This is a genomic window from Streptomyces sp. NPDC006487 (assembly GCF_042870555.1).
GTDB lineage: Bacteria > Actinomycetota > Actinomycetes > Streptomycetales > Streptomycetaceae > Streptomyces.
Genome location: NZ_JBIAHN010000009.1, coordinates 187,590 through 212,380, shown reverse-complemented (window position 1 = coordinate 212,380; position 24,791 = coordinate 187,590). Strand labels below are relative to the sequence as shown.

Below are 24,791 nucleotides of genomic sequence, written 5' to 3'. Positions count from 1 at the left end.
CGACCCCGTCGGCCTCAGGCGGCGACCAGTACGGGCCCGCCGATGGCCAGCACCCGCCGCAGCACCCGCACCCGCTCCTGCGCATCCCCCTCGGAGAGCAACGCCGCGAGCACCGCGACCCGCGCCTGCGGCGCCCGCAGCGTCCCCGTGGGCACGGCCCCGGCCGCAACCAGGTCCACCGCACCCCCGTGGGTGTAGATCTCCGTCACCGGCCCGGCCGCGACCCGCGTGGTCAACGCCACCAGCACACCGTCCGCGACGGCCGCCTTGACCGCGTCGACGATCTCCGGCGTGGCGTTGCCCGCGCCGGTCCCGACCAGCACGATCCCCCGTGCCCCCGCCGCCACCGCGGCGTTCAGCAGCACCGCGTCACCGCTCACGTGGTGCACCACGACATCCACCCGCGGCGGCCCTTCCAAGGCCTCGGGCATCGCGGGCAACGGCAGCGGCTCCGGCCGCACCGGCGTCCGCAGCACGGTGACCTTGCCGAAGCCGACCTTCCCCAGCAGTTCCTTCGACGGGTCGGCGAACGCGTCGAGGGCCACGGCCTGTGCCTTCACGGTCCCGCGCGCCGCGTGCACCCGCCCCGCGAACGCGATCAGGACGCCGAGCCCGCGCGTCTTCGACGCGGTCAGCAGGGCATCGTAGAGATTGCCGGGACCGTCCCCGTCCGCCGCGCCCATGGGCCGCTGCGATCCGGTGAACACCACGGAGCGCGCATCGTGGTGGTGCAGGTCCACCAGGAACGCCGATTCCTCCAGCGTGTCCGTGCCGTGCGTGACGACGATCCCGTCCACGCCCGGATCGGCGAGCACCTCGTGCACGGTCCGCAGCAGGGTCAGCTGGTGCGCGGTGGTCAGCCGGGGACTGTTCACGCTGAACAGGTCGACGACCTCGACGCTCACTCCCTCCGGCAGCGGCGCGGTGGCCATGACCTCGGCCCCGTCGGCATCGGCGGCGAAACCGGAACCCTGCCAGCGGCTGGCTATCGTCCCGCCCGTACTGATCACGACGATGCGTCCCATGACCACGACCCTTCCCTCACACAGCCCGAAGCGGCCCGCACAGATTTTCTAGAGACGGCAATGGTAGGCCGATCTACGCGCAATGTGATTGCGATTTCACCCCACTCCGCAATAAAACCTGAGTGATAATTGCGCCATGGATGCGATCGACAAAGAAATCTTGCGTGAGCTTCAGGCCGACGGCCGGCTCAGCAACCAGGAGCTGGCCCAGCGCGTGGGCCTCACCCCCTCCCCCTGCATGCGCAGGGTCCGCCAGCTGGAAGAGGAAGGCATCATCCAGGGCTACCGCGCGGTGATCTCCCCCGAAGCGGTGGGCCGCGGCTTCGAGGTCCTGGTCTCCGTGGAGGTCCGGCGCGACCGCGAGGCCGTCGAAGCCTTCGAAGCCGCCCTCCAGGACATCCCCGACGTCATCGAGGCCTACCGCCTCTTCGGCAGCCCCGGGTGCCTCCTGCGCATCGCGGTCGCGGACCTCCGCGCGTACGAACGCCTCTGGATCGAAAAGCTGACGGCCCTCTCGGGGGTCACGGAGGTCAACTCGCAGATCATCATGAAACGCATCAAGGAACCGACGGGCCTGCCGGTCTGACCCTCGCGGCGGACGCGGGCGCCCGTCGCACATTGACCGGCTGCCGAGGTACGGTTAGGGTTACCTAAGTCGGATGCGGCAGCCCTGGGGCCCCTGTTCTGACCCGTGTACATGCGCGTTGCCGCCAGGGGGAGTTGGACCGCCCATGCTGTGTTCGAGGCTGATCAACGCGAACATCATCACCATGGATCCGGCCCGCCCCCTCGCCCGTGAGCTGGGGATCTGGCGGGGACGGATCGTGGGGCTCGATGAGGACGTCGCCTCGCTGCCGGCCCGGGAGGTCATCGATCTGCAGGGCGCCACCGTGCTGCCCGGGTTCATCGACAGTCACGTGCACCTCGCCTGGACCGGGCTGAAGCAGAGCACCCCGAGCGTCGCCCCGTGCGAGCGGGTCGAGGACGTGCTGGCGGTGGTGGCGGAGGCCGTCTCCCGCTCGGCGGGCGGGGACGGCGCCTGGGTCGACGTGATGGGTTATGACCAGCGGGCCCTGGGGCGGCACCTGACCGCCGGCGAGCTGGATGCCGTCAGTCGCGGGCGCAAGGTGTTCCTGATGCACGACTCGGGGCACGGGTGCGTCGTGAACAGCGCGGTGCTGCGCCTGCTCCCCGACGGCGTTCCGCACCAGGACGGGTTCCTGGCCGAGGGTGCCATGACCGCCGCGCGGCGGCTGCGGCTGCCGTACGGGCAGGACGAGATCGCCGACGCCGTCGAGCGGGCGGCCCGGACCTGCCTCGCGGAGGGCGTGACCGCGGTCGCCGAGGCGGGCATCGGAGGCGGGCTGCTCGGCCACAGCCCGGTGGAGCTCGGCGCGTACCAACTGCTGCGGGACCAGGGGAGGCTGCCCCTGCGGGTGCAGCTCATGCCCGCCGGCGATGTGCTGCGACCTCGCGAGGCGCACCGGGAGGACGGGATCCCCCGCGCCCTGGACCTGGGCATGCGCACCGGGTTCGGCGACGACTGGCTGTCGCTGGGCGCGCTCAAGATCTACACCGACGGCGGGATGATGGCCCGTACCGCCGCGCTCACGGCCCCGTACGCGGGCACGGACCACACCGGGCAGCTCCAGGACGACCCCGACCGCCTCACCCGGCTCATCGTGGACGGCCACCTCGCAGGCTGGCAGCTCGCCGTCCACGCCATCGGGGACCGCGCCGCCGACCTCGCGCTCGACGCGCTGGAGCGGGCGCAGCGGCTGCGGCCCCGGCCGGACGCGCGGCACCGGATCGAGCACGCCGGGCTGATCCGCCCCGACCAGCTCCCGCGCTTCGCGCGCCTGGGCGTGAGCGCCGTCGTCCAGCCGGCCTTCCTGTACTCCTTCGGGGACGACTACGCGGACGTGATGGGTGAGGAGCGGGCGCCCTGGATGTACCGGGGGCGCGGGTTCCTCGACCACGGGGTGAACCTCGTGGGGAGTTCGGACCGGCCCGTGACGGACGGCGCCCCGCTGCGGGCGATCCAGTTCATGGTCGAGCGCGCCTCCGCCTCCGGGCGGCCGGTCGGGCCGGACGAGGCGGTCACCGTCGAGGAGGCGCTGTACGCGTACACGGTCGCCGGTGCGTACGCGTGCCGGTGGGAGGACAGGGCCGGCAGCCTCACCCCGGGGAAGCGCGCCGACCTCGTGGTCCTGGGTGACGACCCGCGGTACGTCGATCCGTCCCGGATCAGTGCCATCGAAGTCGTGGAGACCTTTGTCGACGGAAACCGCACGACCGATACGGATGCGGGAAAGCTGTGAGTGGAGTGAACAGAGTGAGTGGTACGAGTAGCGTCCTGGAACGTCTTTCCCCGCTGTGGGAGGCACCCGAGATGCCGCCGCGCTGGGTCATCTGGCACGCGGGCGCGGGTGACTCCTTCGTCTTCGACCGGGAGTTCAACATGCCCGTCGACGTGGACGACGCGCTCCTCGGGGAGGTTCTGTGCCGGATGCGCGAGGTCGGCGCCCCGGAGGGTGACACCTACCCCGGCCGCCCGTGCGGCTGACCGCCACCACGGATCCGGCCCCCGGCGCCGACGCCTCGGCGCGGTCCTGGCTCACCTCGCCGGGACCGGGGCTGTGGGCCGTGCGCGTGGGCCTGTACGCGGATCGGGCGCGGGAGTTGGAGGGGATGCTCGACGATGCCGAGCGGGCCCGGCTCCAGGGGATCCGGCGCGCCGGCGACCGTGACCAGTACCGGGTCGCCCACGTCGTGCTGCGGCAGTTGCTGGGTGACCGGCTCGGCCGGGATCCGGCGCGGGTGCGCTTCTTCCGCGAGCCCTGCCCCGGCTGCGGCGGACCGCACGGCCGGCCCGCCGTGCCCGGCACACCGCTGCACTTCTCGCTGTCCCACGCGGGGGACGCGGTCCTGGTGGCGTTCGCGGACGGTCCGGTCGGGGTCGACGTCGAGCGGCGGCCGGCGCCCGCGCTGGCCTCGCAAGTGGCCTCCGAACTGGCGCAGGTCCTCCATCCGGCCGAGCGCGCCGAGCTGTCGGCGCTGCCCGTCGACGAGCGCCCGGCCGCGGTGGCCCGCTGCTGGTCCCGGAAGGAGGCCTACCTCAAGGGGGTCGGCATCGGACTCGGCGGGGACCCGGCCCTGACGTACGTGGGCACGGGCGCCACCCCCTCGGCTCCGCCGGGATGGACCGTCACCGACGTGCCCGCCTTCCCCGGCTACGTGGCGGCTCGCGCCGTCCGTACGGCCCGACTTGGCCCGGCCGACTAGGTAAGGCTAACCTTACCTCGACCGTTCCGCCGGGAGGCCTGCGCCTCCGCACCCGCCCCGCACACGGCGGAACCGAGGAAGGAACACCTTGACCACGGCAACGCTGCCCCCTGCCGCCGCGCACGCCACCCTGCCGCCCCGCACCCGCACCCCCGCTCCCGGCCCCGCCCCCGGCGCCGCCGCTCCCCGGTGGCACGAGGTCCCCGGGTTCACGGTGCGCCCGGCGCGCCGGGACGACGGCCCCGCGCTCGCCGCCCTCTCCCGGCCGTTCGTGGCCGCGGGGGCGCTCCGCGAACGCCCGCTCTCCCTGTACCTCTCCCGGGCCTCGGACTTCCTCGTCGCGCAGGCGCCCGACGGCACCCTCGAGGGCTGCCTCGGACTGCACGAACACCCCGCCGCGGGCGTGCTGTACAACTTCTGCGTCGCGACCCACCGGCAGGGCTCGGGCATGGGCGCCCGCCTGCTGCACGCGGCGCTCGCCAGGGCCCGCAACCGCTCCCTGGCCGCGCTGTTCACGGCGACGACCGGCAGCGGCCGCCTCTTCCTCCTCCACGGGTTCCTCCCGGCCTGCCCGACCCTGGCGCCGGCCGAGTGGGCCCGGTCCCTGGACCCCGGCCGGGGCGCGCGCGTCCTGTCCCGCGCGCTCTAGACGGCGAGACGGCAGAGCCGGTGGACGACCGAGGGGCGGGCCCCTGAGGGACCCGCCCCGGCCGTACTCCCCCGGCCGTACTCCCCCGGCCTTACGGGGCGTCGAGGATCCCGGGCAGCGCCGCCACCAGGGCATCGGCCCGCTCCTGCGGCAGCGTCAGGGCGGGAGCCAGCCGTACGACGCCCGCGCCCGCCGCGTTCACGAGGAACCCGGCGTCCTGCGCGGCCCGCTGGACCCGCGCGGCGACGGGCTCGGCGAGGGCGATGCCCAGGAGCAGGCCGGCGCCCCGCACTTCCCGGACCAGGGGGTGTTCCAGGGCCTCGATGGCGAGCCTCAGCCGCTCCCCCACCCGCGCGGCGCGGGCGAGCAGCCCTTCCTTCTCGATGGTCTCCAGGACGGCCAGCCCTGCCGCGCACGCCACCGGGTTGCCGCCGAAAGTGGAGCCGTGCTGACCGGGGGTCAGCAGCTCGGCGGCGGGGCCGAAGGCGACCGCGGCGCCGATCGGCAGGCCGCCGCCCAGCCCCTTGGCCAGGGTGATCACGTCCGGCTCGGATCCCGGCTCCGCCTGGTGCGCGAACCAGTGGCCGGTGCGGCCGATCCCGGTCTGCACCTCGTCCAGTACGAGCAGGGTGCCCGTGGCGCGGGTGATCTCGCGGGCCGCCCGCAGGTAGCCGTCGGGCGGCAGGACGACTCCGGCCTCGCCCTGCAGGGGTTCGAGCACGACCGCGGCCGTCTGTTCGGTGACGGCCGCGCGGAGCGCCTCCGTGTCCCCGTAGGGAACGTGCGTGACCTCCCCGGGCAGGGGCAGGAAGGGGGCCTGCTTGGGCGGCTGGCCGGTGAGGGCCAGCGCTCCCATGGTGCGCCCGTGGAATCCGCCCTCCGTCGCGACCAGGTGCGGGCGCCCGGTCCGGCGGGCGATCTTGAAGGCGGCTTCGACCGCCTCCGCGCCCGAGTTGGCGAAGAACACCCGTCCCGGCCTGTCCAGCAGGGCCAGCAGCCGTTCCGCCAGCGCGACGGCCGGCTCCGAGACGAACAGGTTCGACACGTGGCCGAGCCGGGCGACCTGCTCCTGGACGGCCGAGACCAGGGCCGGGTGGGCGTGGCCGAGGGCGTTGACGGCGATGCCGCCGGTGAAGTCCGTGTACGCGCGGCCGTCTTCGTCCCAGACCGTGCTGCCCTCGCCCCTGACCAGGGCCAGCGCGGGGGTGCCGTAGGTGTCCATCATCACCGCGCGCCAGCGGTCGGCGAGAGGTGTCGTCGTGCTGTCGGCGGTCACGCGCCGCCTCCCTTGCCGCCGGACCCCTCGGGGCCGGTCTGCTCGTCCGGCACCACCGTGGTGCCGGGTCCGTCCTCGGTGAGGATTCCGCGCAGCAGCGCGTGCGGCACCCGGCCGTCGATCACCTGCGCCTTGCCGACGCCCGCCCGTACGGCGCGCAGGCAGCCCTCCATCTTGGGGAGCATGCCGCTCGCGAGCTCCGGCAGCAGGGCGTCCAGCTCGCCGGCGGTCAGGCGGTCGATCACCTCGGTGCTGTGCGGCCAGTCCGCGTACAGCCCCTCGACGTCGGTCATCACGACCAGCCGGTCGGCCCCGAGGGCCACGGCCAGCGCCGAGGCCGCGAGGTCGGCGTTGACGTTGTAGACCTGCCCGTCCTCGCCGCGCGCGACGGGGGAGATCACGGGGATGCGGCCCTGCTCCAGCAGCCCGGCGATCGTCGCGGCGTCCACGTCCACGATGTCGCCGACCAGGCCGATGTCGACCGGCAGGCCGTCGACCCAGGCCGGGCGGCGTACGGCGGTCATCGTGTGGGCGTCCTCGCCCGACAGGCCCACGGCGAACGGCCCGTGGGCGTTGATGGCCCCGACCAGTTCGCGCTGGACCTTGCCGGTGAGCACCATGCGCACCACGTCCATCGTCTCCGGCGTGGTCACCCGCATTCCGGCCTCGAAGCGCGTCTCCAGGCCGAGCCGGTCGAGCAGTGCGCTGATCTGGGGACCGCCGCCGTGGACGACGACGGGCCGCAGGCCCGCGTGCCAGAGCTCCACGACGTCCTGGGCGAACGTCCGGTGCGTGGAGGGGTCCACCATGGCGTTGCCGCCGAACTTGACGACGACCGTCCGGCCTTGGAGCTGCTCCAGCCAGGGCAGGTCCCTGGGGGCGGGCACGGCGCCCGGCATGCCGGCCGGCATGGCGCCCGGCACGTCGTCCTGCGCGTGCGTCCGCTTCGTCTCCGCCGTCATCTCGACCCCGTTCACGAGCTGTAGGCGCTGTTCTCGTGCACGTACTCGGCCGTCAGGTCGTTGGTCCAGATGACGGCCGAGGAGTCACCCGAGCGCAGGTCCACGGTGATGGTGATCCGGCGACCGGACAGGTCGACCTTGTCCCGCGGCTCGCCCCCGGCTCCGTCCCGGCACACCCAGACGCCGTTGATCGCCACGTTCAGCCGGTCCGCGTCGAAGACGGCCGAGGTGGTGCCGATCGCGGACAGCACCCGGCCCCAGTTCGGGTCCTCGCCGTGCAGAGCGCACTTGAGGAGGTTGTTGCGGGCCACCGAACGGCCCACCTCCACCGCGTCCGCCTCCGAGGCCGCGCCGACGACGGCCACTTCGATCTCCTTGGACGCGCCCTCGGCGTCCGCCACCAGCTGGAGCGCCAGGTCCCGGCACACGGCGTGCACGGCGGCGGTGAGCTCCGCCGGTGCGGGCGTGATGCCCGAGCTGCCCGAGGCGAGCAGCAGCACGGTGTCGTTGGTGGACATGCAGCCGTCGGAGTCCACCCGGTCGAAGGTGGTGCGCACCGCTTCGCGCAGCGCCGCGTCGAGTACGCCGGCGCTCGCGTCGGCGTCCGTGGTCAGGACGACCAGCATGGTGGCGAGTCCGGGGGCGAGCATCCCGGCGCCCTTCGCCATGCCCCCCACCGTCCAGCCGGGGCCGGCGGCCACTGCCGTCTTGTGGACGGAGTCCGTCGTCTTGATCGCCACGGCCGCTTCCTCGCCGCCCTCGGACGAGAGCCGGACCGCGGCGGCGTCGATGCCGGCCGTCACCCGGTCCATCGGCAGCCGGACGCCGATGAGGCCGGTGGAGCAGACCGCGACCTCGTCGGCCGCGATCTCCACGGCCCCCGCGGTGCGCTCCGCCATCGTCCGCGTGTCCTCGGCCCCACCGGGACCCGTACAGGCGTTCGCGCCACCGGAGTTGAGGACGACGGCGGAGATCCGCCCGTCGGCGAGCGCGCTGCGGGACCAGCGTACGGGCGCGGCCTGCACACGGTTCGAGGTGAAGACACCGGCGGCGGCGCGCGAGGGGCCCCGGTTCACCACCAGGGCCAGGTCCGGGTCACCGGACTCCTTGATGCCTGCGCGCACGGCGCCTGCAAGGAATCCCCGGGCGGCGGTCACACTCACGGAGCCACTCCATTCATGGGCAGGCCCAGCCGTTCCGGCAGGCCGAGGGCTATGTTCATGCTCTGCACCGCGCCACCGGCGGTGCCCTTCGTCAGGTTGTCGATGGCGCTCACGCAGATCAGCCTGCGGGCGTCCGGGTCCACGGCGATCTGCACCTGGGCGGTGTTCGAGCCGAGGACCGACGCGGTGGTGGGCCACCGGCCGGGCGGCAGCAGCCGTACGAACGGCTGGTCGGCGTACGCGGCTTCGAACACGGCGCGCACCTCGTCCTGCGAGGGGATCGCGGAGGTGCCCGCGGAGGTGCCCGCGGCGGTGCGCAGCCGGGCCGAGCAGGTGGCGAGGATGCCCCGGGGCATGGGCGCCAGGGTGGGGGTGAAGGAGACCGTCACGTGCTCGCCGGCCGCGCGGGACAGGTTCTGGGTGATCTCCGGGGTGTGCCGGTGGCCGCCGCCGACTCCGTACGGGCTCATGGAGCCCATCACTTCGGCGCCGAGGAGGTGGGTCTTGAGCGCGCGTCCGGCGCCGGAGGTTCCGCTGGCGGCGACGATGACGGCTTCGGGCTCGACCAGCTGTGCCGCGTAGGCGGGGAACAGGGCCAGGGTGACCGCCGTGGGGTAGCAGCCGGGTACGGCGATCCGGGTGGCGCCCTTCAACTCCGCTCGGGCTCCCGGCAGTTCCGGCAGGCCATAGGGCCAGGTGCCGGCATGGGCGCTGCCGTAGAACCGCTCCCAGGCGGCCGCGTCCCGCAGCCGGAAGTCGGCGCCGCAGTCCACCACCAGCGTACCGGGCTCCAACTCCGCTGCCAGAGCGGCGGATTGACCGTGGGGCAGGGCCAGGAAGACCACGTCGTGACCGCGCAGCGAGGCGGCGGAGGTGTCCAGGAGGACCCGGTCGGCGAACTCCGGCAGCTGCGGCTGTACGGACCCCAGCGGGCGCCCCGCGCTGCTGTGCGCGGTGAGCGCGCCGATCTCCACGGCGGGGTGCGAGCCCAGCAGGCGGAGCAGCTCCCCGCCCGCGTAGCCGCTGGCACCGGCCACCGCGACCCGTACGGTCATGTTCTTCCGCTCTCTCTCGGTTCGTGCGCGCCTTCGGCGCAGGGCGACGCCGTGGTGATGGCGTGGTGGTGGCGTGAGTGGTGTGGCCGGAGTGGTGTGGCCTGAGGGGTGGCGGTGGGGTGCGGGCGTCGGCGGGACGCCCTCAGGCATCCTTGCGCACGTTTCGGGACCCTCCGCCGAGCAGGAGCTCTCGGAGCAGGGTCTCGGTCGTGCACACCACCGCGCTGCGGGCTGCCCAGCGCAGGGCCATCGCGTGCTCCTCTGCGGAGAGATCGGCGACGGCGTCGGCGACCACGAAGGGCTGGATGTCGTTCATGAAGGCGTCCGCGGCCGTCAGGAGGACGCCGAGGTGGGCGTGGACCCCGCAGACGATCAGCTGGTCACGCCCCTCCGAGCGCAGCAGTCTCCCCAAGTGGCTGCGGAGGAAGGCGTTGTGGCGCACGTTGGCCAGGACGCGCTCGCCCGGCCGCGGGGTGAGCGGCGGGATGATCGCGGCGGCGTCGGTCCCGTCACCGATGCCCGGCCCCCAGACGTCCGCGGCGAGGCCGCGCTGACCCGGCGGCTGGGCGGCCGGCTCGGCGGTGAAGACGACGGGAATCCCCAGTGCCGTGGCGAGGGCCCGAAGAGCCGCAATGTTCTCCACGAGTTCCACGACCGGGGACCGGTCCGTGGGGAGCTCCCCGACGAAGTGGTTCTGCATGTCGTGGACCAGCAGGGCGGCGCGGCCGGGGTCGATGACCCAGGACGCGCAGGAGCGGGGCAGGGCGGCACGGTCGGGCATGGGGTAGGAGCCGATGACCGGCAGGCTCATGACGATCCCCTCCCCTGATGCCGCGCGCGGCTCCCACACAACCTCTGTGCAGTTAGCTTAGCCTAACCTAATCTACCTTGATCCCGCTCGCGCGACCCGTCGGCAACCGGCCACACACCGCGCCCCCTTGGGCCGAGGCGCTCCAGAGGCGCGCCCGTCCGGACGCGGGTAGCCGGACGCGGGGCGGCCCCGGACGCGCCGCGAGCGCGGTACGTCCGGGGCCGTCCCGGTCAGGCTTCGACGGCCGCCGCGAGGGAGCGGGGGCGCAGGTCGGTCCAGCTCGACTCGATGAATTCCAGGCACGCGTCACGGGTGGTCTCGGCGAGGGCGACCGTCCATCCGCCGGGAGCGTCGGCGAAGGAGGGCCAGAGGGAGTGCTGACCCTCGTCGTTCACCAGGACCAGGAAACGGCCGTCGGCATCGTCGAACGGGTTGGTGCTCATACTGGGGTTCCTCCAGGAGCCCGATGGGACCGGCGGGTGGCGTCGGCGTGCGGCGCGCGGCGCGCACAGTCCGACAGCGGGCGCCGTGCCCGTGGGAAAGGTCGATCGGGAATGAAGAGAGCCATCCACTTAGGTTAGGCTCGCCTAATTATAGAGCTTAACGTTTCCCCTTCCCCCTCACAAGGAGGCACCGATGCGTGCACTCGAACGGAGCCTGGCCGACGGCGGTTCGGAGAGCCCCTTCGCCGCGTTCGACCTGCCCGGCACGCCCGGCACCGACGCGTTCTGGGCGGCCGCGGCACCCGCGTCCGCGCCTTCCGGCGACGGTGGCTGGGTCACCCTGTTCCTGTGGCGCGGCACCCCGACGGTCATCGACTTCGAGAGCTGGTCGGAGCCGGTCGTGCTGCTCCGGTGGCGCGATACGGACTGCTGGTACGCCGAGGTGCGCATGCCCGCACGGCTCCGGGTGACCTACCGGTTCCTCGCGGATGACGGATCGTCGTACCCCGATCCGCTCAACCCCCTCCGGGCAGGCGGCGACCGGTCCATCGTCGCCACCCCGGACGCTCCGCCCCAGCCGTACTGGCCCGCCGTGGGCGCCGACGACGTACTGCCCCTGCCGCGCACCCGGATCCGGTGGGCGAGCGAACGGCTCGGCGGCAAGCGCACCGTACGGGTCCACCCGGTGGGCGGCGGCGGACCGGTGGTCCTGCTGCTCGACGGGGACGACTGGCTGTACCTCCACCCGGCCATGACGGCCTTCGACGCGGCCTTCGAGGCCGGCGACATGCCCCCGGCCACCCTGGTGTTCCTGCCCACCAAGGACCGCCGGGCGGAGTTCGGTTGCCGGCCCGAGCTGTGGGAGGCGGTACGGGACGAACTGCTGCCGCTGGTCGCCGGCAGCGGGGTGCCCGCGGACCTGGACCGGCTGGTGGTCGCCGGGCAGAGCCTCGGCGGTCTGAGCGCGATGTACGCGGCCCTGGAGTTCCCGGAGCTGGTGTCCCGGGTCGCCTGCCAGTCGGGGTCGTTCTGGTGGACCCCGGAGGCCGCGGACCTGCCGGACCCCCTGGGCGGTCCGCGCGGCGGCGCCGTCGCCGCACGGCTGCGCGAGCGGCCCGCCCCGTCCGGGCTGCGGATCGCCTTCGACGTGGGCGAGCACGAGACGCGCATGCTCCCCCACTGCGAGCTGGTCGAAGCCCTGACGGAACAGGCCGGCGCGACCGTACGGGTGTCCCGGTCGGCGTCGGGCCACGACCGGGCGGGCTGGCGCCAGGCCCTGCTGAGGGACGTGGCCTGGGCGCTGGCCTGACCACCCGACGGCAAAGGGGCCCGGGTGCCCGGCGGATCGCCGGGCACCCGGGCCCCTTCTTCTGTCTGTTCAGCGGCTCGCGTTCACCGTCCTACGAGGTCACCGCGTGACCGCCGCGCAGTACGCCGGGTCGCTGGCCAGCAGGTGACGGTGCGTCCCTTCGGCCGTGACGACCCCGTCGTCCAGGACGAGGACCCGGTCGGCGGCGTCCAGCAGGGCCGGGCTGCTGGTGATGACCACGGTGGTACGGCCCCGGCGCAGCTCCGCGATCTTGCGTGCGACGAGCTGCTCGGTGACCGCGTCCACGGCCGTGGTCGGGTCGCGCAGCACGAGCACGTCGGAGTCCGCGGCCAGCGCCCGGGCCAGCGAGAGCCGCTGGCGCTGCCCGCCGGAGAGGTTCGAACCGCGGTCGCGGACCTCGTAGTCGAGTCCCTGCCGGTGCAGGGCGACGACATCGGTCAGCATGGACGCCTCGACGGCTTCGGGCACCGTCCGGCTGGTGCCCGACGGGTCGATGTTCGTGCGGAGGGTTCCCGCGAAGATCTCCCCGTCGTACGGGTTCACCAGCATGAGCTCGCGGACCGCCTCGACCGACAGTTCCGCGAGGTCCTGCCCGCCGAGCCGCACCGTTCCGCCGTACGCGGCCGGCGGCACGTTCACGGCCAGGATCGAGGCGAGCTCCGCCGCCGCGCGCGGCTGGTAGACCGCGATCGCCGTGAACTGGCCCGCCGGGACGCGGAACTTCAGGCCCTGGAGGGATTCGTACCGGACGCAGTCGATCTCCAGGTCCCCGCCCGGTGCCGGGCGGGCCGTCCCCGGGGCCGCCACCGGCGGGGCGGACAGCACCAGGGCCATCCGCTCCGCCGAAGCGCGCGCCATCATCACGTACTTGGGCATGTCCGAGAACAGCCTGAGCGGTTCCATGATGAACTGCGCCAGGCCCACGGCCATGACGAGCTCGCCGATGCTGATCTGCCCGTCGAAGGCCAGCCAGCCGGCGGTCAGGGTCACCGCGGCGGCGAGGGTCGAGTTCAGGGCCAGCGCGGTGCCCGTGTAGGCGCCGTTCACCTTGGCGACCGTGATCGCCTGTTCCTTCGCCTCCGTGCTGACCTTCCGGTAGGACCGGAAGGCCGCGTGGTTGCCGCCGAAGCCGTGCAGCGGGCGCAGGCCGGTGATCAGGTCGGCGACCTTCGCCCCCGCCCGTGCCACCCGGGCCTGCTGCTCCTGGGTGCTGCTGCCGATCCGCTTCGACATCACGCTGAGGGTCGACAGGATCAGGGCCGTTCCGATCATGACCAGCAGGCCGAGGCGCAGGTCCGCCAGGCTCAGCGCGACCGCCGCGACCAGCACCGCGACCGAGGAGCTGATCAGCATCGGCACGACCTCGACGATGTCGGCGGTCTGGTCGGCGTCCTCGGTGGCGATGGTGAGCACCTCGCCGGACTTGAGGTCCACGTCCCGGGCCACCGGCTGGAGGCCGCAGGACGCGACCGCCACCCTCCAGTGGTGCGCCTCGGTCGTGTTGGCCTTCTGCAGGATGCGCATCCCGAACCGCCACGACAGCGACACGGTCGTGATGATCACGGCCAGCGCGGCGATCGAGAGGGCGAGCGCCCCGAGGCTCCGCCCGCGCATCGTGTGGTCGACGATCAGGCCGAGCGCGATCGGGAAGGCCGTCTCGCCCGCCTGGTACAGGCCCATGAGGACGGTGCCCCAGACCATGGCGCCGCGGTTGCGCCGTACGGCGGTCCGGAGGATGTCGGATCCCGCGCGGCGGGATGTCTGGACGTCAGGAGTTGTCATCAAGGTGCCGGGCAATCGCTTCGGGGGTTCGCAGGGTGAGCAGGTCACGGATGGTGATCGTCGGGCCGAATTCACGGCGCAGGAGTCCGACCAGGCGTACGGCCAGCATGGAATGTCCTCCGAGGGAGGCGAAGTCGCTCACGGCGCTCACCTCGTCGTCGTCCAGGTCCAGTGCTTCGGCGAAGAACTCGCAGACCAGGACCTCGGTATCGGTCTCCGGGCCGCGCTCGCCCGAAGTGGTCAGCGCGCCCAGCGGCTTGGGTTCCGGCAGGGCCTTGGTGTCGGCCTTCCCGTTCACCGTGAGCGGGATGGCTTCGACCTGAGCGTAGTGCGTCGGGCGCAGGTAGTCGGGCAGCCCGGCGCCCACCTCGGCGGCGACCGCCGCCAGGTCGGATCCGTCCGCCAGCACGAGGTACGCGGCCAGCCGGTGGGCGCCGTCGACCTGCGGGTCGGGCTGGGCGACCGCGGCGGTGAACCGTACCGCCTGGTGCGCGGCGAACGCCGCCTCCACCTCGCCCAGTTCGACGCGGTGGCCCCGGATCTTGACCTGCTGATCGGTGCGGCCGAGGTACATCATGTTCCCGTCCGGCCGGCGGACCACCAGGTCGCCGGTACGGTACATGCGCTCTCCGGGCGCACCGAACGGAGAGGCCACGAACCGGTGCGCCGTCTGGGCCGGCTGGCCCAGGTAGCCGCGGGCGATGCCTATGCCGGAGACGTAGAGCTCACCGGGTACCCCGTCCGGCAGCGGTCGCAGCCACGGGTCCAGGACGAACACCTCGGTGTTGTCGATGGCCACGCCCACCACCGGGTCCTGGCACTCGAAGGTGCCGACGCCCAGGGTGTTGATGGTGTACTCGGTCGGCCCGTACAGGTTGTAGCCGACCGTGCCCTCGGTCTCGGCGAGCCGCTGCCACAGGGTCGGGGTGACCGCCTCGCCGCCCAGGAGCACCAGCGCGGGGCGCCGGTCCGGGTTGTCGAGCAGGCCTTCGGCCGCCAGCTGCTGCGCGTAGGTCGGGGTCACGTTGATGACGTCGATCCCGTGCTCGCGGCAGTAGTCGACCAGGGCGGGTGCGTCGCGGCGCAGTTCCTCGTCGCAGATGTGCACCTCGTGGCCGTCGGCGAGCCACAGGAGCTCCTCCCACGACATGTCGAAGGCGAAGGACACGGTGTGCGCGATCTTGAAGATCCGGTTGCCGTGTTCCGCCAGCACCGGTTCGAAGATGCGGCGCTGGTGGTTGATCAGCATGTTGGTGAGTCCGGCGTACTCGGTCACGACGCCCTTGGGCTTGCCGGTGGAACCGGAGGTGTAGATCGTGTACGCCGGGTACCGCAGCCGGTCCGGGTCCTGCGGCGCGAACGTCACGAGCGGCTCGGCCTCCGGAAGGGGCCGGTCCAGCTCGATCAGGTCTCCGGTCAGCCGGGGTGCGACGGCGCTGACGGTGAGGATCACCTCGGGCCGGGCGTCCGCGACGATGGTCGCGATCCGCTCGTCCGGGTGGTCCAGCTCCAGCGGTACGTACGCGGCTCCGGTGCGCAGCACGGCGAACAGCGCGACGATCCATTCCGGCGTGCGCGGGATCGCCAGGCCCACCGTCTTCTCCGGGCCGATGCCGCGCCCGGCGAGCACGCCCGCCAGCAGGCGGCTGCGGTCACGGAGTTCACCGAAGGTCATGCTCCGGCCGTGTGCGACGAGCGCGACCCGCTCGGGTGCGCGGTCCGCCGCCAGGTCGAAGCGGTCCACCACGGTGTCGGTGCCGATGTCCGTGCGGTCGGTGGGGGCGGGCACCGGTCCGAGGCCGGGCAGCGCGCCCACCGGTCCGGTGGACCGGGCGAGGTCCCGGAGCAGGCCGACGTAGTCCTCGAGGAGGCGACGGGCGCTGTCGGAGTCGCCGTGGCGGTGCTCCAGCTTGACGGTGAGCCGGTCTCCGGGCGTCACGACCCAGGTGAACGGGTAGTGCGTGGAGTCGTCCGACTTCACCTCCGTGATGCCGTGGCGGGCGTTCATCTCTGCGAGCCCGTCCAGGTCCAGGAAGTTCTGGAGGACGAACAGGTTGTCGAAGAGGGTGTCGTGGCCGCTGGCCCGCTGGATCTCGCCGAGCCCCAGGTGCTCGTGCTCCATCGCCTCGACCCGGGCCGCCTGTACGGAGGCCAGGTACTCCCCGACCGTGTCCGCGGGCCTGGCCCGCGTCCACATGGGCACGGTGTTGAGCAGCACGCCGACGATGTCGGACAGGCCCTCGCCCTCGCGGCCGGAGACGGTCACGCCGAACACGGCGTCGCTGCGGCCGGTGTGGGCGCCGAGAAGCAGGCCGAAGGCGCCGGTGAGGACCGAGTTGAGGGTGACTCCGTGCGCCCTGGCCGTCTCCCGCAGCAGCTGAGACTGTTCGGCGGTCAGGGTGTGCAGGAGCGCGGGCGGCAGCTCGTCCGAGAGGGCCGGCGCCGGTCCGGCGAGCAGCGTCGGGCCGGAGAGCCCGGTCAGGTGCTCGGCCCAGAACCGCTCCGAGAGGGCCGGGTCCTTGGCGGCGAGCGCGCGGGCGTGCTCCTCGAAGCCCGGCACGGCCGGGGTCCGGGACGGCTTCTCGCCGGCGAGCACGGCCCGGTAGGCCTCGAACAGGTCCCGGAGCACGATCGCGCGGGACCAGCCGTCCCACAGCAGCAGGTGGTAGCTGAGGAGCAGGCCGTCGCGGCCGTCGGGCAGCCGGATCACGGTCAGCCGGATCAGCGGCGGCTCGGCCGGGTCGAAGCCGGTGTTGCGGTCGCGGACGCGCAGGGCTTCGACGTCCTCCTCGGTCGACAGCTCGACCGTGTGGACGCCGACGCGGCGGCCCGCCTTGAGGATCTGGACCGGGTTGCCGTCGTCGTCGGTGGTGAAACCGGCGCCGACGACCGGGTGCCGGGCCATGACCACGGCCATGGCCTCGGTCAGTGCCTCGGTGTCGAGGCGGTGGTCGAGGGCGAAGTAGCTCTGCGCGACGTAGTGTCCGGCCGTGCCGGCCAGCTGGGCCTGGAAGAACAGGCCCCGCTGGAGCGCGGTGACCGGAGCCGTGCGCTCGGCCGTCACGGAGGCCTCCGCGAGGGTTTCCAGGGCGTGCAGCCAGTGCGCCGTGATCTCGTCGGGGATCTCCTCGGCGAGGGTGAAGGCCGCGTGCAGGCTGCCGGTGGCCGCGTCGGTCCAGGCGTTGACCTCGACGGCGTACGGACTGCCCTGGTCACCGCCGGTGATGTGCAGTGCCTGGGACTCGCTGCCCCGGCCGAGGTAGTTGAAGAGCACCTGCGGGCGGGCCGTCAGCAGCGGGGCCGTCTGCGGGTTGAGGTAGCGCAGCCGTCCGTAGGCGAGGTGCCCGGACTCGTCGGGCTGCCGCTCGGCGAGCTCGCGGGCCGCCGCGACGGGGTCGGTGTGCGCGGTGAGCCGGACGGGCGCGATGGCGGTGAACCAGCCGACCGTACGGGTGTAGTCGTGGTGCTCCAGTACGGACACCCGGCCGTGCCGCTCCAGCTCGATCGCGAGATCGGTGGGCGCCGGCTGGATCCGCGTCAGGGCGGTGCGCAGGGCGCCGCACAGCAGCTCGGTGAGGGCGACGCCGAGCGCGGCGGGGGCGGTGCGCGTCACCCGGTCGCTGGCCTCGGGACCGAGGACCACGGTGGTGTCGCGCAGCGTGCCGGACGTGCCGGACGTGCCGGACGCGGGGAGCAGCGCGGGCGCCCGGAGGGTTTCGGCCCAGTGCCCGAGGTCGTCGGCGCCGGCGGCGGACCGCAGGGTCAGCGCGTCGGCGTACTCGGCGTAGGAAGTGGTCGCCGGTGCGAGGGTCTCCCCGCGCAGGGCGGCGGCCAGGTCGTCCAGCAGGATCAGCCAGGACACCGAGTCGACCGCGATGTGGTGCACGGTGACCACCAGGGTGCCGGTCGCCGCGAGCCAGGTGAAGGCGGTGACCTCCCCGGTCTCGGGGTCGAGCCGTCCGGCGGCCTCGTTCGCGGCGGCTGTGGCATCGGCCGTGTCCGCGCGGACGACGGTCGCCTCGCGGGCGGGTTCGGTGCGCAGGGTCCACACGCCGTGCTCGGTGTTCAGGCGCATCCGAAGGGCCGGGTGGGCGGCCAGCACGGCGTTCGCCGCGCGCTCGATGTCGGCGAAGGCGGTGCCTTCGGCCACGTCCACGGTCCTGGCCTGGGCGAACCGGGCGAGGGAACCGCCCAGTTCGCGCTGGCGCAGGATGATCGGCGTGGGCGCCAGCGGGCCGTCCTCACGGCGCGCGGGGGCCGCGGCGGTGGCCCCGGTCTGCGGCGCACGCGTGGCCAGGAGCTCCGTGAGGGCGCGCGGCGTCTTCAGGAGGAACACGTCGCGGGGTGCGATCGGCAGGCCGAGCGCCCGGGCGCGGTTGACCACGGTGATGGCGACGATGCTGTCGCCGCCGGCTCCGAAGAAGTCGGTGTCGCCGTCAGCGGCCGGGTGGGACAGGGTGTCGGCGAAGATGCCGACCAGCGAGGCGAGGACGGAGTCCGTGCCGGAGGCGGCGGACCCGTTGACCGGACCGTCGGCGCGGCCGCCGGTGGCCGGGGTGTCGTCCTGCACGGCCCGCGCGATCAGGGCCTTGCGGTCCAGCTTGCCGTTGACGGTCAGCGGCAGGGCGTCCACGGGCAGGACCCGGCCCGGCACCATGTGCACGGGCAGCTTCTCGGCGAGGAGGGCGGAGAGTTCTCCGGGTACCCGGCCCACGACGTGCGCGACCAGGTGGTCGCCGCTGTCGGCCACGGTGACGGCCACGTCGACCACCCCGTCGAGGTCCCGCAGCGCGGACTCGACCTCGCCGAGCTCGATGCGGAAGCCCTTGAGCTGGACCTGGTCGTCGGCGCGGCCGGTGAACTCCAGCTCCCCGTCGAGGGTGCGGACGGCCAGGTCGCCCGTGTGGTACATCCGGGAGCCGTCGCTCGCGAACGGGTTCGCGACGAACCGGCCCGCGGTGAGGCCCGGCCGCCCGAGGTAGCCGAGGGAGACCTGGTCGCCGGTCACGTAGATGGCGCCCACCTGCCCCGGCGGCACCGGCCGGAGCCGGTCGTCGAGCAGGTGGGTGACCAGGCCCGGAATGGGTCCGCCGATGGGGCTGACGTCGTCGCCGAAGGCGAAGTCCTCTTCGGTCAGCACCCGGTGGGTCACGTGGACGGTGGTCTCGGTGATCCCGTACATGTTGACGAGCTCGGGCGAGGCGGCGCCGTGCCGTTCGATCCAGCCGCGCAGCCGCCCGAGGTCCAGTGCCTCGCCGCCGAAGATGACGCGGCGCAGGGCGGGGAGCTCTTCGGCGGCGTGCCGGTCGGCCTCGACGAACTGGTAGAAGGCCGAGGGCGTCTGGTTCAGCACGGTCACCCCGCGCTCGCGGACCAGCCGGTGGAAGTCGACCGGGGAGCGGGTCAGCCCGTAGTCGGGCACGAGCAGCTCGCCGCCGTGCGCCAGGGCGCCCCACAGCTCCCAGACCGCGAAGTCGAAGGAGTAGGAGTGGAACTGGACCCAGACGTCGTCGGGGCCGAAGTCCATGTCGGGCTGGGTGTTGGCGAGCAGGGCCACCACGCTGGAGTGCGGGACGACGACACCCTTGGGCTTGCCGGTGGAGCCGGAGGTGTAGATCACGTAGGCGGGGTCGTGCCAGCTGACCTCGTCGGCCGAAGCCGCCCCGGTCTCCCCGGTCTCCCCGGTCTCCCCGGTCCGGGCGGGGCCGGCATCCGTCCGCGCCGGTTCGTCGCCCTGTACGAGGACGCGTGCGGCGACTCCGGCCCGCTCCAGCAGCGCCGTGAAGCGTTCGCGCTGACCGGGATCCACGAGGACGGCCTGCGGGGCGGCGTCCGCGAGGACGTACTCCAGCCGCTCGTCGGGGTAGGCCATGTCGAGCGGTACGTACGCGCCGCCCGCGCTGACGATCGCGACCAGGGCGACGACCTGCTCGATGGTGCGCGGGACGGCCACGGCGACGCGCCGGCCCGGCCGGACCCCGGCCGCGCGCAGGGCGGCGGCCAGTTCGTTCTTGGCGTCGGCGAGTTCGCCGTAGGTCAGCGAGCGGGTGGTGCCGTCGAGCGCGCACTGGGTGACGGCGGTGGCCGCCGGGTCCCGGTCCGCCGCGGCGTCGAAGAGTTCGCCGAGGGTGGTCGGGGCGATCCGTGCGGGGGTCCGGCTTCCCTCGGGGGCGAGCTCGCCGACCGGGGCGTCCGGCCGGGTGAGCAGGCCGGTGAGGGTGTGCGTGAACCGGTTCAGGATGTCCCGGGCGCTGCTCTCGCGGAGCAGTTCCCCGTCGTAGATCAGGTTGAAGCGGGGGCGCCCGTCGAGGGCCCGTTCCACGACCAGGGTCAGCGGGTAGTGCGGGGCTCCCTCGTTGACGAGACCGGTGACGGCGAGGGTGTCGCCGGTGCGGCGCAGGGCGGCCACGTCGGTGGCCACGTCGAACACCACGAGGGTGTCGAAGAGGGAGCCGACGCCGGCCAGGCGGCCGATCCGTGCCAGCGAGACGTGCTGGTGCGGCAGGACCGCGCCCTGGTGCTCGCGCACCGAGGTGAGCAGTTCGCGCGCCGTGGTGGCGGCGGCCCACCGCGCGCGCAGCGGGACGGTGTTGATGAACAGGCCGACCATGTCCTCGATACCGGGGACGTCCGCGTCGCGGCCGGAGACGGTGGAGCCGAAGACCACGTCGTCGGAGTGCAGGATCCCGCCCAGGGTCACCGCCCAGGCGCTGTGCACGGCCACGCTCAGCGGTACGCCCGCGGAACGGACGGCGGCGTCGACGTCCAGGGCCGGCTCGACGGAGGTGTCGGCGAACCGGTCGGAGGGGGTGTGCTCCCTGGCCACCAGCGAGGGGCCGGGCAGCCCGGCGAGTTCGGCGCCCCACACGCGGTCGCTCTCGTCGGCGTCGCGTTCCGCGAGCCAGCCGACGTAGTCGGGGAAACCGCTCAGCGGGTAGGTGCTCCCCGGAGCGTGGTACTCGGCGAGCAGCGCGCGCAGCATCGGGGGCACCGACCAGCCGTCGGCGATGATGTGGTGGACGGTCTGCACCAGGACGTTGCGGCCGGATTCCGGGTCGCGGACCAGGGTGAACCGCATCAGCGGGCCGGTGGCCAGGTCGAATCCGGCGCGGCGGTCCCGCTCGGCGTGGTCGTGCAGCTCCCCGTCGGTGATGCCGGGCCGGTCGAGGGTGGTGAAGGGTGCCTCGGCGCCGGTTTCCAGTACGGAGACGACGCGGCCGTCGGCGAGGGCCGTGAACCGCGCGGCCAGGTTCGGGTACAGGGTGAGCAGCCGGGTGGCCGCGGCCCGGAGGCGGTCGGGGGCGAGCTCGCCCTCCAGCGTCAGCAGCTGCTGTTCGACGTAGCTGCCCGCGGAGTCGTCGTCGAAGACCGAGTGGAAGTACAGGCCTTCCTGCAGCGGGGTGAGCGGCAGGACGGCGCGCAGCTCGGGTCCGTCCAGGGCGTCGACGTCGGCCTGGGTGAGCCGCACCAGCGGGAAGTCGCTGGGCGAGTGGCCGCCTTCTTCGAGCGCGGCCAGGGCGGTGAGGGCCGCCTGGAAGTATCCGCCGATCGCCTCGATGTCCTCGTCGGTGAACATCCCGTCGGGCCAGGAGAGGGTGGTGACGAGTTCGTACTCGCCGGTGACGGAGGGTTCGGCGATCGCGTTGAACTCCAGGGCGCGCGGCAGGCGCATCCTCGGGTCGCGCTTCTCGCCGAGCTGCCCGGTGGTGCCGGAGAGCTGCCAGTCCCCCGCCGCGCCCGCGTCGAAGCGGCCGAGGTAGTTGAAGAGGACCTGGGGCGCCGGCGCGGTGAAGGCGGCGTCGGCCAGGTAGCGCAGGGCGCCGTAGGAGACGCCGTTGCTCGGTACGCGGGCGAGGTCTTCCTTGACCGCCTTGAGTGCGGCGGCGAGGTACCGGGGGTCGGTGAAGTCGCCGGTCGTACCGGGGTCCACGGTCACCGGGAACAGGGTCGTGAACCAGCCGACGGTCCGCGACAGTTCGGGCTCGATGCCGGCGGCGCCCGCCACGTGGCGTCCTTCGCGGCCGTGGCCCTCCAGCTCGATGTGCGCGAAGGTCTGCTCCTGGCCGCGGCCGCGCCGCCAGCGGGCGAGGGTGACGGCCAGCGCCGTCAGCAGGACGTCGTTGACGCCCGCGTGGAACTTCGCGGGGATCTCTCCCAGCAGTGCGGCCGTGGCCTCGGAGCCCACGGTGAAGACGCGGCTGCGCTCCCGCTCGACCGTGTCGGCCTGCGACGGGGCCCGCCTGCCGAGCGGTGCGTCGGGGCCGGGCAGGGGGCGCTCGTAGTGGGCGCGGTCGGCGTCGAAGTCGGCGGTTTCCAGGAGCTGGGTCCAGCGGCGGAACGAGGTGCCGACCGCGGGGAGTTCGATCTCCTCGCCGGCGGTGAACTGGCGCCATGCCGTGGCCAGGTCCTCCATCAGGACCCGCCAGGACACGCCGTCGACGACCACGTGGTGGGCGACGAGGACCAGTTGGCGGGCTTCGCGGCGCCACACGGCCCGCAGCATCACGCCGTTGTCCGGGTCCAGTCCCGCGGTGGCGAGGGCCACGCACGCCTCGAGCGGCCCGTCGCTCTCCTGCCAGTCGGCGGTGGTTCCGTCGGCCTCAGGGATGTCGAAGCTCCAGCGGTCCCCGCGGACGAGCCGGGCGCGCAGCATGTCGTGCCGGGTGACGACGGAGTCGAGGACGGGGCCGAGGGCGTCGGCGGTGAGGTCCGCCGGGGTGTTCAGTACGACCGCCTGGACGAAGCCGTCGATGGTGTCGGTGGTCCGGCCGAGCCACTGCACGATGGGCGATCCCGGTACGGGACCGGTCGCCACGTCGGCGTGGTCGACCCGGGCCGCGTCCTCGCGGCCGGCCACGGCCGCCAGGGCGCCCAGGACGCTGTTGGCGAAGATCTGGCCCGCGGTGACGTAGAGGCCCGCCGCGCGCAGGGCGCTCAGCAGCGAGATGGCGAGGATGCTGTCTCCGCCGAGCTGGAAGAAGTCCTGGTCGACACCGACTTCCTCCAGCCGCAGCACGGAGGCGACGGCCGCGCACACGGCGCGCTCCTCGTCCGTGGAGGGCCGGACGAACGTCCCGCTCACGACCTCGGGTTCGGGCAGGGCCCGCCGGTCGAGCTTGCCGTTCGCGGTGAGCGGGAACTCGGTCATGACGACGATGTGGGCGGGCACCATGTACTCGACCATGTGCTCGGTGGCCCAGGCCCTGACCTCGTCGGCCCTCAGCTGTTCGCTGCCGGCGGCGGGGATCACGTACCCCACGAGGTAGGTGCCGCCCGCGCTGTTCTTCTTCGCGATGACGCAGGTGTGCCGTACCGCGGGGTGCTCCGCGAGGCCGACCTCCACGTCCTCCAGCTCGAGGCGCATGCCGCGGATCTTGATCTGGTTGTCGGCCCGGCCGAGGAAGTCCAGCGAACCGTCGGGCGCGAACCGGGCGAGGTCACCGGTGCGGTAGAGGCGGGAGCCGTCGGCGGCGAAGGGGTTCGCCACGAACCGGGACGCGGTCAGTCCGGGTGCGCCTACGTAGCCGCGGCCCAGGAGGAAGCCGCCGACGTAGAGCTCGCCGCCGACGCCGACCGGGACGGGACGCAGCTCGTCGTCGAGGACGTACAGCTGGGTGTTGGGGTTGGCCTTGCCGATCGAGGTCGACAGGCGTTCCGCCTCGCCGCGGTAGATGACGTGGGAGACGCCGATGGTCGTCTCGGCCGGTCCGTAGCCGTGGTACATCGGGATGTCGAGCCGGGTGCGGAACCGCTCGTAGAGCTCGGGGGTGAGCACCTCGCCGCCGCACCACACGTGGCGCATGCTGTCGAGGCGGTCGGAGTCGCCGGCTATCTCCAGCAGGACGTCCAGCATGGAGGAGACGAGGTAGGTGAAGGTGACGCGGTGTTCGGCGATCACGGCGAGCAGGTGGTGCGGGTCGCGTTCGCCGCCGGGCCGCAGGACCACGAGCCGGCCGCCGCAGACCAGCGGGAGGAAGATCTCGTTGATGGATATGTCGAAGGAGAGCGGCGCCTTGAACAGCGAGGCGTCGTCGTGGCCGAAGCCCAGGATCTCGTCGACCTGCCACAGCAGGCGCTCGCTGATCGCCTCGTGCCGGATCATCGCGCCCTTGGGGCGGCCGGTGGAACCGGACGTGAAGATCACGTAGGCGAGGGAGTTGCCGTGCGCGGTGATTCCGGTGCCCTCGGTCGGCTGGTCGGCGTAGCGCCAGTCGTCGAGGTCGACGACCGCGGCGGCCGGTTCCGCGGGATCGTGCTCGCCGGAGCCGCTCAGCTGCAGGACGACGCGCGCGTCGTCGATGACGACGGCGCGGCGCGCGGCGGGCCACTGCGGGTCGAGCGGGACGAACGCGCAGCCGGCCTGGAGCACGCCGAGCAGGCCGATGACCATGTCGGCGGAGCGGCCCAGCGAGATGCCCACGACCTGCTCGGAGCCGAGTCCGCGGCCGATCAGGTGGTGGGCCAGCTGCGCGGACAGCTCCGCCGCCTGGCGGTAGGTCAGCGAGCGGTGTTCGTCGATGATGGCGACCGCGTCCGGCCGGAGCCGGGCCTGCTCGCGGAACATCTCCACGATGGTCGGCCGGACCCGGTCCGCCGCGTTGTCGTTCCACTCGGCGAGGGAGACGAGGCGCTCCGCCACGCCGGACGGGCTGATGGTGCCGAGGGGCCGGTCGGGGAAGTCCGCCAGGTCGTCCAGCGCGAGCTGGGCGTCGGTCCGCGGGACGCTCCCGGGGACCGCGATGGCCCAGCCGTCCGGGGCGGCCTCGCCGGTCTCCCAACCGCTGGGCGCGCCGCCCCCGTTGTCGACCCAGCCGAGGACGTCCGCGAAGAGCGTGCCGGGGGCGAGGTCGATTCCGTCGGGGCTCTCGCCCGTCGCCCAGTACGACAGTCCGATGGCACAGGCCTCGGCGATGGTCCGGTCGGAGTATCCGCCGGTACGCCGGCGCACGTCTGCCAGGCGCGTAGGAGAGATCAGCACGAGACGAGCGCTCGGTTCCATCATTTGAAGAC

Annotated in this window: 15 protein-coding genes; 6 read left to right on the top strand and 9 right to left on the bottom strand. The window is 73.2% G+C overall.

The genetic code is table 11. The features are described 5' to 3' along the window. Positions 1–14 precede the first annotated feature (14 nt). Positions 15–1,025 (bottom strand): asparaginase, encoded by a 1,011-nt coding sequence (locus ACFYM0_RS17575; protein WP_388502039.1) that lies wholly within the window; start codon positions 1,023–1,025, stop codon positions 15–17. A 136-nt stretch (positions 1,026–1,161) separates the two neighbouring features. Here ACFYM0_RS17575 and ACFYM0_RS17570 point away from each other — a divergent pair, with 136 nt between their 5' ends. The 5 genes from ACFYM0_RS17570 to ACFYM0_RS17550 all read left to right on the top strand — a co-directional run bounded on the left by ACFYM0_RS17570 (position 1,162) and on the right by ACFYM0_RS17550 (position 4,959). Continuing rightward, positions 1,162–1,611 carry an Lrp/AsnC family transcriptional regulator gene (locus tag ACFYM0_RS17570; RefSeq protein WP_254384480.1) on the top strand — a complete coding sequence of 150 codons (450 nt, stop codon included), beginning with the start codon at positions 1,162–1,164 and terminating at the stop codon, positions 1,609–1,611. Positions 1,612–1,756: 145 nt separating this feature from the next. Continuing rightward, positions 1,757–3,346, top strand: a complete 1,590-nt coding sequence (locus ACFYM0_RS17565; RefSeq protein ID WP_388502037.1) for an amidohydrolase — start codon at positions 1,757–1,759, stop codon at positions 3,344–3,346. Positions 3,347–3,360: 14 nt separating this feature from the next. After that, positions 3,361–3,591 (top strand): hypothetical protein, encoded by a 231-nt coding sequence (locus ACFYM0_RS17560; RefSeq protein WP_388502036.1) that lies wholly within the window; start codon positions 3,361–3,363, stop codon positions 3,589–3,591. Beyond that, on the top strand, positions 3,582–4,310 hold the full coding sequence (locus ACFYM0_RS17555; RefSeq protein ID WP_388502034.1) for a 4'-phosphopantetheinyl transferase family protein: 729 nt from the start codon (positions 3,582–3,584) through the stop codon (positions 4,308–4,310). The genes ACFYM0_RS17560 and ACFYM0_RS17555 overlap by 10 nt, the downstream gene beginning before the upstream one ends. 88 nt (positions 4,311–4,398) lie before the next feature. After that, positions 4,399–4,959, top strand: a complete 561-nt coding sequence (locus tag ACFYM0_RS17550) for a GNAT family N-acetyltransferase (RefSeq protein ID WP_388502032.1) — start codon at positions 4,399–4,401, stop codon at positions 4,957–4,959. A 91-nt stretch (positions 4,960–5,050) separates the two neighbouring features. On the opposite strand, the gene ACFYM0_RS17545 is transcribed toward ACFYM0_RS17550, so the two are convergent. The 6 genes from ACFYM0_RS17545 to ACFYM0_RS17520 form a co-directional block, all read right to left on the bottom strand. Then, positions 5,051–6,184 (bottom strand): acetylornithine transaminase, encoded by a 1,134-nt coding sequence (locus ACFYM0_RS17545; protein WP_388502381.1) that lies wholly within the window; start codon positions 6,182–6,184, stop codon positions 5,051–5,053. 47 nt (positions 6,185–6,231) lie between these two features. Further along, a complete protein-coding gene (gene argB / locus ACFYM0_RS17540) occupies positions 6,232–7,134 on the bottom strand; it encodes an acetylglutamate kinase (RefSeq protein WP_388502378.1) in 903 nt (300 codons plus the stop codon). Between the two features lie 74 nt (positions 7,135–7,208). After that, entirely contained in the window at positions 7,209–8,360 is a 1,152-nt protein-coding gene (gene argJ / locus ACFYM0_RS17535) for a bifunctional glutamate N-acetyltransferase/amino-acid acetyltransferase ArgJ (protein ID WP_388502030.1), read from the bottom strand. Further along, complete coding sequence (gene argC, locus ACFYM0_RS17530; RefSeq protein WP_388502027.1) at positions 8,357–9,415, bottom strand: N-acetyl-gamma-glutamyl-phosphate reductase; 1,059 nt, start codon at positions 9,413–9,415, stop codon at positions 8,357–8,359. Before argC ends, argJ begins: the two co-directional genes overlap by 4 nt. Positions 9,416–9,557: 142 nt before the next feature. After that, on the bottom strand, positions 9,558–10,226 hold the full coding sequence (locus ACFYM0_RS17525; RefSeq protein WP_388502025.1) for an isochorismatase family protein: 669 nt from the start codon (positions 10,224–10,226) through the stop codon (positions 9,558–9,560). A gap of 230 nt (positions 10,227–10,456) precedes the next feature. Next, on the bottom strand, positions 10,457–10,669 hold the full coding sequence (locus ACFYM0_RS17520; protein WP_243331582.1) for an MbtH family protein: 213 nt from the start codon (positions 10,667–10,669) through the stop codon (positions 10,457–10,459). A 193-nt stretch (positions 10,670–10,862) separates the two neighbouring features. On the opposite strand from ACFYM0_RS17520, the gene ACFYM0_RS17515 reads away from it, so the two are divergent. Further along, positions 10,863–11,978: an alpha/beta hydrolase-fold protein gene (locus ACFYM0_RS17515; RefSeq protein ID WP_388502023.1), complete on the top strand. Its 1,116-nt coding sequence runs from the start codon at positions 10,863–10,865 to the stop codon at positions 11,976–11,978. A gap of 99 nt (positions 11,979–12,077) precedes the next feature. On the opposite strand, the gene ACFYM0_RS17510 is transcribed toward ACFYM0_RS17515, so the two are convergent. Together ACFYM0_RS17510 and ACFYM0_RS17505 are read right to left on the bottom strand one after the other, a co-directional pair. After that, complete coding sequence (locus ACFYM0_RS17510; protein WP_388502020.1) at positions 12,078–13,781, bottom strand: ABC transporter ATP-binding protein; 1,704 nt, start codon at positions 13,779–13,781, stop codon at positions 12,078–12,080. Further along, positions 13,768–24,783 (bottom strand): amino acid adenylation domain-containing protein, encoded by an 11,016-nt coding sequence (locus ACFYM0_RS17505; RefSeq protein ID WP_388502017.1) that lies wholly within the window; start codon positions 24,781–24,783, stop codon positions 13,768–13,770. Before ACFYM0_RS17505 ends, ACFYM0_RS17510 begins: the two co-directional genes overlap by 14 nt. Positions 24,784–24,791: the final 8 nt, after the last annotated feature.